Annotated in this window: 10 protein-coding genes; 1 reads left to right on the forward strand and 9 read right to left on the reverse strand. The window is 59.4% G+C overall.

The annotated features are described in order from the left end of the window. Nucleotide 1: 1 nt before the first annotated feature. The 7 genes from pilB to rpe all read right to left on the reverse strand — a co-directional run bounded on the left by pilB (nt 2) and on the right by rpe (nt 9823). On the reverse strand, nt 2-1714 hold the full coding sequence (gene pilB / locus Thiofri_RS19070; RefSeq protein ID WP_009147290.1) for a type IV-A pilus assembly ATPase PilB: 1713 nt from the start codon (nt 1712-1714) through the stop codon (nt 2-4). 199 nt (nt 1715-1913) lie between these two features. Beyond that, on the reverse strand, nt 1914-2747 hold the full coding sequence (locus Thiofri_RS19075; protein WP_009147289.1) for a LabA-like NYN domain-containing protein: 834 nt from the start codon (nt 2745-2747) through the stop codon (nt 1914-1916). Between the two features lie 147 nt (nt 2748-2894). Continuing rightward, nucleotides 2895-4841, reverse strand: a complete 1947-nt coding sequence (acs, locus tag Thiofri_RS19080) for an acetate--CoA ligase (RefSeq protein WP_009147288.1) — start codon at nt 4839-4841, stop codon at nt 2895-2897. 299 nt (nt 4842-5140) lie between these two features. Further along, the gene (locus Thiofri_RS19085; protein ID WP_009147287.1) at nt 5141-6361 is read right to left on the reverse strand and encodes an HD-GYP domain-containing protein; all 1221 of its coding nucleotides are present in this window, start codon (nt 6359-6361) and stop codon (nt 5141-5143) included. Between the two features lie 288 nt (nt 6362-6649). After that, nucleotides 6650-8155, reverse strand: a complete 1506-nt coding sequence (trpE, locus tag Thiofri_RS19090) for an anthranilate synthase component I (protein ID WP_009147286.1) — start codon at nt 8153-8155, stop codon at nt 6650-6652. Between the two features lie 147 nt (nt 8156-8302). Beyond that, complete coding sequence (locus tag Thiofri_RS19095; protein ID WP_313777880.1) at nt 8303-9079, reverse strand: phosphoglycolate phosphatase; 777 nt, start codon at nt 9077-9079, stop codon at nt 8303-8305. Between the two features lie 48 nt (nt 9080-9127). Then, nucleotides 9128-9823, reverse strand: coding sequence for a ribulose-phosphate 3-epimerase (rpe, locus tag Thiofri_RS19100; RefSeq protein WP_009147284.1), 696 nt, complete (start codon nt 9821-9823; stop codon nt 9128-9130). A gap of 351 nt (nt 9824-10174) precedes the next feature. On the opposite strand from rpe, the gene Thiofri_RS19105 reads away from it, so the two are divergent. Next, complete coding sequence (locus tag Thiofri_RS19105) at nt 10175-10597, forward strand: hypothetical protein (protein WP_009147283.1); 423 nt, start codon at nt 10175-10177, stop codon at nt 10595-10597. A 57-nt stretch (nt 10598-10654) separates the two neighbouring features. Here Thiofri_RS19105 and Thiofri_RS19110 read toward each other — a convergent pair whose 3' ends face one another. Together Thiofri_RS19110 and ychF are read right to left on the reverse strand one after the other, a co-directional pair. Next, nucleotides 10655-11461 carry a phosphodiester glycosidase family protein gene (locus tag Thiofri_RS19110; RefSeq protein WP_143741785.1) on the reverse strand — a complete coding sequence of 269 codons (807 nt, stop codon included), beginning with the start codon at nt 11459-11461 and terminating at the stop codon, nt 10655-10657. Next, complete coding sequence (ychF, locus tag Thiofri_RS19115) at nt 11454-12545, reverse strand: redox-regulated ATPase YchF (RefSeq protein ID WP_009147281.1); 1092 nt, start codon at nt 12543-12545, stop codon at nt 11454-11456. Before ychF ends, Thiofri_RS19110 begins: the two co-directional genes overlap by 8 nt. Nucleotides 12546-12662: the final 117 nt, after the last annotated feature.

The following is a 12662-nucleotide window of genomic DNA, read 5'->3' on the forward strand; positions in this document are numbered from 1 at the left end:
ATTAATCCTTGGTGACTCGGTTGAGTTCCTCAAGACTGGTCACACCAGCCTTGACCTTACGCAGACCCGAAAGGCGCAGGTCCGCATAGCCCTCGAGTTTTGCCTGCTTGGCGAGTTGAATCGAATTGCCGCCTTCCATGATCAGCCGGCCCATTTCCTCTGACACCTTGATGATCTGAAAAATGCCCACCCGTCCTTTGTAGCCGTTGGTACATTGATCACAACCCACCGGGCGGTAGATGGTTACCCCTTCGTCGACTTCCTCTTGGGTAAAGCCTTCTGCAAGCAGCGCTTCAGCCGGGATATGTTCTGCTTGACGGCAGATGGAACAGAGTTTGCGCGCAAGGCGCTGGGCCATGATCAGCAGCACCGAGGAGGCAATGTTAAAGGGCGGCACCCCCATGTTGGCCAGGCGGGTAAGCGACTGGGGCGCATCGTTGGTGTGCAGAGTCGAGAGCACCAAGTGGCCGGTTTGGGCTGCCTTGACAGCGATTTCAGCCGTCTCCAGGTCACGAATCTCGCCGACCATGACAATGTCCGGGTCCTGACGCAGAAAGGCGCGCAGGGCGGCGGCAAAGGTCAAGCCGCTTTTTGGATTCAGGTTGACCTGGTTAATGCCGGGCACTTGAATCTCGACGGGGTCCTCGACGGTGGAAATATTGATATCCGGCTGGTTGAGGATATTGAGCGCCGAATAGAGCGTCACTGTCTTGCCCGAGCCGGTGGGTCCCGTGACCAGGATCATGCCATAGGGTTTGTCGATGCTGGACAAAAAATCCTTGCGCTGCTTCTCATCCATGCCCAAGCTTTCGATGCCCACATTGGCAGCCGAGGAGTCGAGAATACGCAATACCACTTTCTCGCCGTAGAGGGTCGGCAGGGTATTAACGCGAAAATCGATATCACGCGAACGCGAGAGCTTGAGCTTGATGCGACCATCCTGGGGCACGCGTCGCTCGGCGATGTTCATGCGCGACATGACTTTGAGTCGCGAAATCAGACGCCCGGCGATGTTGAGCGGCGGATGGGCGACCTCGCGCAACATACCATCCTGACGGAAGCGCACGCGAAAGCTCTTCTCGTAGGGCTCGAAGTGGATATCCGAGGTGCCGCTCGAGATGGCGTCGACCAGCATTTTGTTCACATAACGCACAATAGGCGCATCATCGACGTTGGAGTCGGTATCGTCGCGATTCTCGCTGTCAGGATCCTGAACGTCGATATTCTCGAGATCGGCATCCGAGACATCGACCCCGCCAGTCCCTGAACCCTCGACTGCCTTGATCAGCGCTGCCGCGAGCTTGTCTTCCTCCACCAACACCGAGTCAGTTGCCAGCCCGGTATTAAAGCGAATTTCATCAAGCGCTTGATCATTAGTGGGATCGGAAATGGCCAGGAACAGCCGGTTGCCGCGACGGAACAGCGGCAACGCCCGATGCTTGGACATCAGCCGCTCATCGACCAGCGACAGCGGCAGCGACTGCAAGTCCATGGCGCTTAGGTTAAGCACAGGTACGCCGAATTCCTGCGAAGCCGCCAGCGCGATACTGCGGCTGTCCAATGCCTTTTTTTCAACCAGACACTGCACAAAAGGCTCGCGGCGGCGCGCTGCCTCTTCCTGAATTTTGCGCGCTACCTCCTCGGAGATCAGCTCGTCACGGACCAGCCTGCGCGCAAGGCCTGATAAATTGACTTCCGACTGATTGGTCGCCATCGGACGCTCTTTGCGTTGAGATCAAGAGAATGGGCATCAAACCGAACGGCGGATGACATCATCGAAAACAGGTCGCACGCGTCGGTTTGAGGATATTCGCCACCACTACCGCCATAGTCTAACCGACGATCCAAAAATCGCCGATGCAATGTGATGATACTGCGTCAACCCAGTGCCTGCCCATACCCGAGGCACCGGGCTAACGATTGACACCAAAGGCCAGGCGCACATTATTCGCCACCAGTCCATTGTCCTTCTGGTCACTTTCATTGAGATAAAACTCGAAAATCGTCTCGCGATTGAGCAACATTTCCTCGCCGACATCCTCAGCCACCTCGTTGGCGTGGCAGAAAACACTGGTGTAAGGCGAATCCGGCTCGCGTGGATCAGTCACCCAGAGGTTGGGGGAAATATGATTCATGAAGCGCAAAAAACCATAGCCCTTGTCCGGAAACCATTTGGTGCAGACCCCGCGCACGCAGGAGCCCGGCTTACCCCAGTCGTTGCGCGGCTCGTAATTGATGGGCAGCAGGTCCGGAATCAAAAAACCGGACCAGAAAGCATCGACCTGCTGCTGTAATTGGCGCGAGACGTTCTTAAAGCCAATCAGCTCAACCCGGCAACCGCCATTTTGCAGCGCCGAAACCACTTGCAGAAAGTCGCCGTCGCCGGTGACCAGAATCACCTGTTCGAGCTTGCCGGCCTGCAGCATGGCATCCACCGCCATGTCGAGGTCGGCATTGGCCTTGGTCGACACCACGCCGTTTTCATCAGTATAGCGACGCACATATTTAACGGTAATTTTCCAGCCGTAATCGCGCACCATCTGCTGGTAGGCGCGCGACTTCTTGGCATAGTCATAGTCCTCGCGCGCGCGCTCGCTGTCGAAGGCAAGATAGGTATTCAGGCGTTGCAGGGGGCCATCGCTGCGCCCGGCAAAACGCCGCAGCACGTCATAGCGCATTTGGTAACCGCCGTTATAGCGGACATTCTCAGCGTCAACAAAGACACCAACACGTTGAGCAGAATACAAAAATAACGTCCTCTTAGAGAAAAAAACAACGCCGCCCAGAGGGGCGGCGTTGTTTACGCATTAACAAAAAGAATACAAGCTTCCCGCGCATCGCAAAGTGCGGTTACCGGGGGAAAATCCATTGCAAGACAAATCCAAATCAGCCACTTATTGATTCGCGCGATGATCGATCAAATCCTCGACCACGGTTGGGTCGGCCAGGGTAGAGGTGTCACCCAGCGCCGAGACCTCGTTGGCTGCAATTTTGCGCAGAATCCGCCGCATGATCTTGCCCGAGCGCGTCTTGGGAAGACCGGGTGCCCATTGGATGATATCCACCGTGGCAATGGGGCCGATCTCGGTGCGCACCAGTTTGACGAGTTCTTGCTTGAGCGCATCCGTGGGTTCGACGCCGGCCATGGGGGTGACATAAGCATAGATGCCCTGACCTTTGATATCGTGCGGATAGCCGACCACAGCTGCCTCTGCGACGGATTCATGCAGCACCAGGGCAGATTCGATCTCGGCCGTACCCAGGCGATGACCCGAGACATTGAGAACATCATCGATGCGCCCGGTGATCCAATAATAACCATCGGCATCGCGGCGCGCACCGTCACCGGAGAAGTAGTACCCCGGATATTGCTTGAAGTAGGTATCGATGAAGCGCTGATGGTCGCCGTAGACGGTGCGCATCTGTCCTGGCCAGGGGCGAGTGATAACCAAGGCACCTTCGCCCGCGCCGTCGATCAGGGTGCCCTCGCTCGCGTCAACCAGAGCCGGCACCACGCCGAAGAAAGGCCGCGTCGCCGAGCCCGGCTTGAGCGGAGTCGCGCCAGGCAGCGGGGTGATCAAATGACCACCAGTCTCGGTCTGCCACCAGGTATCCACCACCGGGCAGCGGCCATCGCCAACCACCTGGCTATACCACTCCCAGGCCTCGGGGTTAATGGGCTCGCCCACGGTGCCAAGAATGCGCAGCGAGGAGCGCGAGGTGGCTTTAACCGGGTCGGTGCCAGCACGCATTAGGGCGCGAATGGCCGTGGGCGCGGTGTAAAAGATATTGACCTGGTGCTTGTCGACCACCTGCCAAAAGCGCGAGTTGTCCGGATAATTCGGCACCCCCTCAAACATCAGCGACTTGGCGCCATTGGCGAGCGGGCCATAGACGATGTAGGTATGTCCGGTGACCCAGCCGACATCGGCGGTGCACCAGTACATCTCACCGTCTTGGTAGTCGAAGGTGTAGAGATGCGTCATGGCGGCAAAGACCAGATAGCCGCCGGTGGTGTGCAGCACGCCCTTGGGCTTACCCGTGGAACCCGAGGTGTAGAGGATGAACAGCGGATCCTCGGCATCCATGGGCTCAGGCTCACAATCGGGCGATGCCTCGGCCATGGCCTCGTGGTACCAGAGGTCGCGGCCCTCGCTCCAGGCCACCTCGCCGCCAGTGCGCTGAATGACCAGACAGGTGCTGACATCGGGGCACTCGGCCAGCGCCTGGTCGGCGTTCTTTTTCAGCGGCACCTGGCGTCCGCCGCGCAGGCTCTCATCGGCAGTGATCAGCACCCGGCAGTCGGAGTCCAGAATGCGGTCACGCAGGGAATCGGGCGAGAAGCCACCAAAGACCACCGAGTGCACGGCACCGATGCGCGCGCAGGCGAGCATGGCAACGGCCGCCTCCGGCACCATGGGCATGTAGATGCAGACGCGATCACCTTTGCGCACGCCCCGGGATTTGAGCACATTGCCGAGTTTGCTGACCTCCGCATGCAGTTCGCGGTAAGTCAGGGAGCGATCAACACTGGGATCATCGCCCTCCCAAATGATAGCAACCTGATCGCCACGGGTGTCGAGATGGCGGTCGAGGCAGTTGTAGGCGACATTCAGCTTGCCGCCATCGAACCAGCGGATAAAGACATCATCGGGTCCGTAGCTGTAGTCCATCACCTTGTCCCATTTCTTGAACCAGGTGACGAATCGATCAGCCTGCTCCGCCCAAAAGCCCTCGGGATCATCGACCGAGCGCTGATAGAGGCTCAGGTACTGATCATGATCGATATGGGCGCGCTCGGCGATCTGCGACGGGACCTCGTAGATTTTTGACTCCGACATGGCGATGGTCTCTCCTCAAGAGGGGTGCGGCGCGAGACAGCAAAGGGGGCGCTGAGTCGCAACCGGGAAATGTTAAAGCCACCTGATCATCGGCCGGATCATAGCGGCCGCGCACTTGGCGCACGATCATTTGGTGGCGCGCAAGCGCAATACTAACCCCTTGCTCGGCAGCCGGCCAGCGAGAGGGTCTCCTTTCAGCCCAGACGCATGAACTTTGACGCAACGGCCACCCCTCTTGCGACAACTTTTTGTCGCTCTCCTCTCAGGGCTTGCTACCCGAGGGGTCGAGTAATGGTTTGTCAGGGCTGTTTGGCAATTCGCTCAAGATCAACCGGCCAATCCGACAGCTGTTCAGGCTTGAGAATCCGCTCGTCGCCGGCGGCTTGAGGATCGGATAAATTTAGGTCATGCACATCCAAATAGCGACGACGCTTCGCATCCATGAAAACGCGCACCACCGGTTGCAGCAAGCTGTTGGAATTGCTTTCAATCACCAAACCGACACGGTGGCTGGCCAACCGAACAAGGGTGCCAACAGGGTAGATACCGACACAGCGGATGAAGTGCTGCACCAACTCAACATCCACATGGTAGTGACCCCATTCGAGCAGCTTGCGCAGTGCCGCACTCGGTTCCTCTCCTTTATGGTAAACACGGTCAGACGTTAGCGCATCATAGATATCGACTATTGCGGCCATTCTGCCGTATTGCGATATCGCCTCACCCCGTTTCTTTTTTGGATACCCGCTTCCGTCCATGCGCTCATGATGCTCGGCGGCCACCTGTAATCCGGCGAGCGGGATGCCTGGCGCCGCCTCAAGCATGCGTTCGGAATGCACCACATGCTCACGCATTTCCTTGAGCTCAGCCTCCGTCAGCGGCCCAGGTTTATTCAGAATTGCTTTTTCAATCAGAGTCTTGCCGATATCATGCAAGAACGCGCCGGTACCGATCTGATTGAGCAGCTCGCGCTCGAAACCCAGGCTGCGGCCAAAGGAGATCATCAGCACAGCGACATTGACCGAGTGCTCAAAGGTATAGCGGTCCTGGCGGCGGATACGCTGTAAACCGAGCAACGCATCTCGATTCCGGAAAATGGAATCCGTCATCTCTTTCAGAATCGGCGCCGTCCGTTCCAAGTCAATCTGCTGACCCAGCCGAATATCCGACATCAATTCATTGATCAGCGTGATCGCTTGCTGCTGAATCCGCTCGGCCCGCGTGCGTTCCTCCCTGAGCGGAACCTCATGCAGATCATCAGATTGATTCCCGACAATGGCATCAAGCTCATCGTCAAGCTCCTGTTGGACCTCCTGCTGAGTCGGCGCGTCCGCGACATCGGCGCCCTTGTCGGTATCGATATAGCACTCGCGAATACCCGCCTGCTGGATCTTCGCAATCACCCCTGAATGCTTAACGGCAAATCTGTTTGAGAGAAAGGAATGATCGAGCCATCCACAATTTAGATCATGGATGTACATGCCAGGCCGTAGCTGTTCGGTGAGGATTTTTTTGATCATCGCAGGCCACTGGCCACGATCAGAGCATCGTGTCCGTCAATTGAGTTTCCTCAAGGCTACATGAAAACCCTGTCCTCCAGCCACTGTTTCTTTCAGCTGAAAACAAAAAATACTACATTATGTGTTGATTTTCGGCGCGCAAAAGCGGACCCCCATGTTCTAGCGAGGGCATCGCTTGGTGCTACTGGTTAGCGAAGGTGCGCAGCCGAGCCCTTTTCTAGGGCTCAGCTAGCGGCGAAGGGCTATCTGCGAACGCTTTCTGTCAGTGGGCCGAGGCGACCCTGAGCATCAATCCTCTGCTCCACCGCCCACGCAGGGATGCTGCTCGATGCCGGCTTCGGCCATGGCCACGGCGCGGAAAATCGCCCGGCCTTTGTTCATGGTCTCCTTCCACTCGAGCTCGGGGATCGAGTCGGCGACCACGCCGGCACCGGCCTGGATGTGCAACTCGCCGTCTTTGATGACCGCGGTGCGAATGGCAATGGCCGTGTCCATGTTGCCGTTGAAGCCGAGATAGCCGACCGCGCCAGAGTAGATTCCGCGCTTGACCGGCTCGAGCTCGTCGATGATCTCCATGGCGCGAATCTTGGGTGCACCCGAGACGGTTCCGGCCGGAAAGGTGGCGCGCAGCACGTCCATGGCGGTCATGCCCTCGCGCAGCTGCCCGATCACATTGGAGACGATGTGCATCACATGCGAATAGCGCTCGACGATCTTCTGATCCGTCACCGTCACCGAGCCGACTTCTGCCACCCGCCCGCAGTCGTTGCGGCCGAGATCGATCAGCATCAGATGCTCGGCAAGTTCCTTGGGATCGGCCAGCAGCTCGGCTTCGAGTTCCTGGTCCTCCTGCTCGGTATAGCCGCGCCGGCGCGTCCCGGCGATGGGACGCACGGTGACAACGCCGTCCTCGAGCCGGGTCAGAATCTCGGGCGAGGAGCCGACGATCTGAAACCCGTCGAGATCGAGAAAATACATGTAGGGCGAGGGGTTCAGCCCCCGCAGCGCGCGGTAGAGGTCGAGCGGACGGGCGTGGAAGGGAATGGACAGCCGCTGCGAGAGCACCACCTGCATGCAGTCGCCAGCGAGGATATAGTCCTTGATGCGCGCGACAGCCTGCTCGTAGCCGCCGCGGCTGAAGCCCGACAGAAAGTCCTGCTCGCTCACCGGACGGCCTACCTGCGCTGGATTTCGGGGCGCGCCGCGCTGCATGCGCTGCACCAACTCTTGGATACGGGCATGGCCGCTGTGGAGATCGTCGCCGGCATCCGGGTTGAGATGCACGATGATATAAATGCGCCCGCTCAGGTTGTCGAAAACGACCACCTCCTCAGACAGCATCAGCAGGATATCCGGGGTGCCGAGCTGATCCGGGTTGGGACAGTCACGCAGCTTGGGCTCGATGTAACGAATGCTGTCGTAGCCAAAGTAACCAACCAGACCGCCGGCGAAGCGCGGCATCTCCGAATGTTCAGCCACGCGGAAGCGCTTTTGAAAGGACTCGATCCAGGCCAGTGGGTCTTCCGACTCGATCTCCTCGATCAGTTGGCCATCGCGCTCAATGCGCAGGGTGCGACCAAACACCTTGAGCACGGTGCGACAGGGCAGACCGATAATGGAGTAGCGACCCCATTTCTCCCCGCCCTGCACCGACTCGAACAGGTAGGAATAGGGCCCTTCGACCAGCTTGAGATAGCAGCTGAGCGGGGTGTCAAGGTCGGCTAAGACCTCACACACCAGCGGGATGCGGTTATAGCCCCGGGCAACCAGGGCGCGATATTGCTCGGGCGTCATGCGGCGAACTCCAGTCAGACGAAAGCCAGAAAGCGCGAATCATAGTCGAGTGCGCAGACATCGCCATCGCCACCCAAGGGCCGCAGCGGCTTGAGACTTAACCGGGAGCGCGAAAGAGATCGGCATCATTGCGGTCAACGGCGACGCTCAGGCGGCCGCACCGGACGATGCAACCGCCGCCGCCAACTCTGCTTCCAGCCCCGCACCCCGACCCGGCCCCATGTCCGGCTCTCGCTCAGGAAGCAGATCCGCAAGCTGCGGCAGGGTGTCGATGACCGCATCGGGCTGGGCGTCGCGAATATCCTGTCCGTGATTGTAGCCGTAGCTCATGCACACGATGGAGAAACCGGCCGCGCGGGCAGCCTTCACATCGCTGATCGAATCGCCCACCATCAGCGCCTGCCGTGGCTCGACGCTGAAATGCTCGGCCGCATGCAGCAGCGGCAGCGGACTCGGCTTCTTTTCGGGCAGGCTGTCACCGCTGATCACGATCTCGAACAGCCCGCGTAGATCGAAGTGCGTCAGCAAGGGCTCGGTAAAACAGGCCGACTTGTTGGTCACACACCCCAGCCGGAACCCTTGGGCATGCAGCCAGCCAAGCCCTTCGCGCACGCCAGGATAAAGCACCGAGCGCTGGCAATTGTGCTTGGCGTAAAGCTCAACGAAAATCGGGTAGGCGCGCGCGTATTCCTCGGGGCTCGGACGGTCCTCAAGCGATCCGCTCAGCGCGCGCGACACCAGCCGCTCGACGCCATTGCCGACCCAGTTGCGCACCGCTTTCTCGCCCCGGGGCGGACGCCCGATTTGCTCCATCATCTGATCGACGCAATGGGCCAGGTCCGGCACACTGTCGACCAGGGTGCCGTCCAGGTCCATGAGCACCAGACCGGGTCGGAATCCATCGGGCAGCATGGGTTGGCGCATCTCCGGCAAGCTCAAGGACGGGTTCAGTTCAGGGTCAGCAACCCGCACTCAGGCCGCTTTCGCCAGCTCGTCACGCATCTTGGCGATGATGCTGTTGTAGCGGTTGGGGTCGCTGTCCGAGCCCTTGCCGAAGATGCCAGAGCCAGACACGAAGGTATCGGCCCCTGCGGCCTTGATCTCGCCGATATTGTCCGCTTTGACGCCACCGTCGATCTCCAGGCGAATCTCCCGCCCGCTCGCCTTGATCAACTCGCGCGCCTGGCGCAGCTTGGTCAAAGCCGAGGGGATGAAGCTCTGCCCACCAAAGCCTGGATTGACCGACATCAGCAAAATCATGTCGATACGTTCCATCACATACTCGAGCGCATCAAGCTTCGTGGCCGGATTGAACACCAGCCCAGCCTTGCAACCCTCGGACTGAATAAGCTGGAGCGTGCGGTCGACATGCTCGCTGGCCTCGGGGTGAAAGGTAATGTAGGTCGCACCTGCAGCGGCAAAGTCGCCAACAATACGATCAACCGGCTTGACCATTAGATGCACATCGATGGGCGCGGTCACGCCATGCTTGCGCAGCGCCTCGCACACCAGCGGGCCGATGGTCAGGTTGGGAACATAATGGTTGTCCATCACATCGAAATGCACAATGTCCGCGCCGGCGGCAAGCACATTGTCGACTTCCTCGCCAAGCTTGGCGAAATTGGCAGAAAGGATGGACGGGGCGATCAGATCATCAAGAGCGGCCATGGCGAGATCTCCGCGGCTGACAGTCAGTTGAGCGAAACGCCACCGAAGCGGGCGCATCGCGAAAAATCCAGGTGCATTTCAGAATCGGCTACTTTACCCGATCAGCGCCGGCTTTTCATCAGCGCCCTGACAGGGCACTCTCCAAAAATCGCGAACCACCATGATTTCGCCGATGACCCCGTAACCGGCACCCGGTCCAGAACGCGCCAAAATCTCAACGCTTAAGAATCAGCACTCGCCCGATGCGATCATGCTGGTAAAACAAGCGCCAATCGGCGAGCATAGCCTCTTGTTGCGCACAACGCGCTCCACGCTCCTAGCCGAATATTGCTGATCGGAGTTCTCGAAAACATGGCGCCTAAGATCGATGATGAAGTTTTGGTTTGGAAGGAGGAGGCATGTTCTCACAGGGAGAATGTGGTCGAGAAGGAGCCGGGGTTGAGCAAAGTCACGGTCGGGCTGAAGCACAAGGCTCTGCGCTTCGCAACCTCCTGGCTACCTGTTGACGAACGCCGACGCGGAGAATGCAATCGCTGCGGCGAATGCTGCAAACTCCCCCTTCCCTGCCCGTTTCTGCGTTATGACGAACAGGGCTTGAGTCTCTGCACTGTCTACCATGCCCGCCCGCCGAGCTGCCGCAAATATCCGCGCACGCCAGATGAAAACATCACGCCTGCGACCTGTGGCTTTTTTTTCGATGACGAGATCGCTGGGAATCCCGGCTACGCCGAGGCGGCCTGCTCGAATGACAACATCGACAGCGTCACGGCTTAGATCGCCTGTCATCCTGATCGGCGCCGTTCATTGTCCCTCTGTGCGCCGGCTACTGCATTAGCGCGGCACAATGCCCAGCAAGTTGCGCACTGTCTTCAGTGGTGGCATCACCACCGCCTTTCCGCCTGGCCCGTCCGCGAAGAAAAAGCCGGTTGATGAACCCCCGTCGAGATTGATCGCGCGCTCCACCGGCCAATCGGTCAAACAACCAGCCGTTGCCAGGCAATCCGCCAGATCGGCCAGGCTGATTGAATTGCGGGTTGCGCCCAGCAACCAGTGACCGCGCCAGTCAGTCGCGGCAAAACTGCGGCGCGCTGCCGGCGCGCTCCTCAGCCCTCGCACCGCGCGGCCGTGTTCGACCAGATAGGGGCCGGACTGCAAGAGCGCGTCAATGCCGGCGTGGTCACGAAAGGCCGCGTAGCGCTCTAGATAATTACCCCCGGCGTCACTGTAGAGCACCCCGCTCAGCAGCTTGGCCCGCTCGAGTCGATTAATGCGCTGGCCGTCAGCGATTACCAACCCAAGCGGTTGCCCGTCGGGATGAAAAAAGCCGCCATTGATGCCAGCCGGCATCCCGGCGGCGCGAAAAGCCGCATCAATGAGTTTTTTCGTCTCAGGGTTGATGGACTCAAGATCAACCACCGCTAACCGGAAGGCGCGGGAATGAAAAAAGGCCAGGCGGGCGACGACGCGCTGATCGTCTGATTGACGCTGGGACGTGCCTTCGGCGTAGGCCAGGTCCGCATTGGCCGGGACCAGTGGTCGCTCTCCCACCGGCTGCCAGTCTGCTGCGAGCGCTGTTGCCGTGGTCAGCGACAGCAGCAGCGCCAGCATGAGGGCCGGTCGCAACTGACGCTCACACATTGAAGCGGAAGTGCACCACATCGCCATCCTTGACGATGTACTCCTTGCCCTCAGAGCGCAACCGGCCCGCGTCCTTGGCTCCCTGCTCGCCTTTGTAATTGACGAAATCCTCATAGGCAATCACCTCGGCGCGGATGAAGCCGCGTTCGAAGTCCGTGTGGATGACGCCCGCCGCTTGGGGAGCCGTCGCGGCATGGGGAATGGTCCAGGCGCGCGCCTCCTTGGGGCCGGCGGTAAAATAGGTCTCTAGCCCAAGCAATCGGTAGCCGGCGCGCACCACGCGGTTCAGGCCGGGTTCTTCCAGCCCAAGATCAGCCAGAAAATCGGCGCGGCTGTCGGCATCCAGCTCGACCATTTCGGACTCAATCGCGGCACAGACGGCAACCACTTCGGCACCTTCGCGCGCCGCCTGGCCCTGCACACGCGCAAGCAGCGGGTTATTGGTAAAGCCATCCTCGGCCACGTTGGCGATGTAGAGCACCGGCTTGCCAGTCATCAAAAAGAGATCGCGCAAGGCCGCTTGCTGATCGGCATCAAGACCGAGCGTGCGCAGGGGATGGCCTTCATTCAGATGCGCCGCGACTCGCTCCAGCAGCTCGCGGCGCGCGGCGGCCAGCTTATCGCCGGTCTTGCTCTGGCGGGTGGCCTTGTCGAGCGCCTTTTCGACCGAATCCATATCTGCCAGCGCCAGCTCGGTATTGATGATTTCCATATCCCGCAGCGGATCGACACCGCCGGAGACATGCACCACATCATCGTCCTCGAAGCAGCGCACCACATGAGCGATGGCATCGGTCTCGCGGATGTTGGCGAGGAATTGATTGCCCAGCCCCTCTCCTTTCGAGGCGCCGGCTACCAGCCCGGCGATGTCGACGAACTGCATGCTGGTGGGGATTGTCTTGGCCGACTTGGCAATCGCGGCGATCACATCGAGCCGATCATCCGGCAGCGGCACCACGCCAACATTGGGGTCAATGGTGCAGAAGGGATAATTCTCGGCCGCGATGCCGGATTTGGTCAGTGCATTGAAAAGCGTCGACTTGCCCACGTTCGGCAGGCCGACAATGCCGCATTTAAAACCCATGGTGCTGATTCTATTGCTGGTTGGAGAACGGAAAGCCGAGCATCATAGCCGATGCGGGAAGTCCCCGCCTGATCAGCGGACCACTAACGCTCGCGCGAATTAGACCTGTGACGCGCG

The organism is Thiorhodovibrio frisius (assembly GCF_033954835.1).
In the GTDB taxonomy this organism is placed as follows: domain Bacteria; phylum Pseudomonadota; class Gammaproteobacteria; order Chromatiales; family Chromatiaceae; genus Thiorhodovibrio; species Thiorhodovibrio frisius.

Bases quoted from the DNA above. Each gene is read 5' to 3' on its own strand.
- pilB (WP_009147290.1), bottom strand. From the start codon at position 1,714: ATGGCGACCAATCAGTCGGAAGTCAATTTATCAGGCCTTGCGCGCAGG.
- acs (WP_009147288.1), bottom strand. From the start codon at position 4,841: ATGTCGGAGTCAAAAATCTACGAGGTCCCGTCGCAGATCGCCGAGCGC.
- Thiofri_RS19085 (WP_009147287.1), bottom strand. From the start codon at position 6,361: ATGATCAAAAAAATCCTCACCGAACAGCTACGGCCTGGCATGTACATC.
- trpE (WP_009147286.1), bottom strand. From the start codon at position 8,155: ATGACGCCCGAGCAATATCGCGCCCTGGTTGCCCGGGGCTATAACCGC.
- Thiofri_RS19095 (WP_313777880.1), bottom strand. From the start codon at position 9,079: ATGCGCCAACCCATGCTGCCCGATGGATTCCGACCCGGTCTGGTGCTC.
- rpe (WP_009147284.1), bottom strand. From the start codon at position 9,823: ATGGCCGCTCTTGATGATCTGATCGCCCCGTCCATCCTTTCTGCCAAT.
- Thiofri_RS19105 (WP_009147283.1), top strand. From the start codon at position 10,175: ATGGCGCCTAAGATCGATGATGAAGTTTTGGTTTGGAAGGAGGAGGCA.
- Thiofri_RS19110 (WP_143741785.1), bottom strand. From the start codon at position 11,461: ATGTGTGAGCGTCAGTTGCGACCGGCCCTCATGCTGGCGCTGCTGCTG.
- ychF (WP_009147281.1), bottom strand. From the start codon at position 12,545: ATGGGTTTTAAATGCGGCATTGTCGGCCTGCCGAACGTGGGCAAGTCG.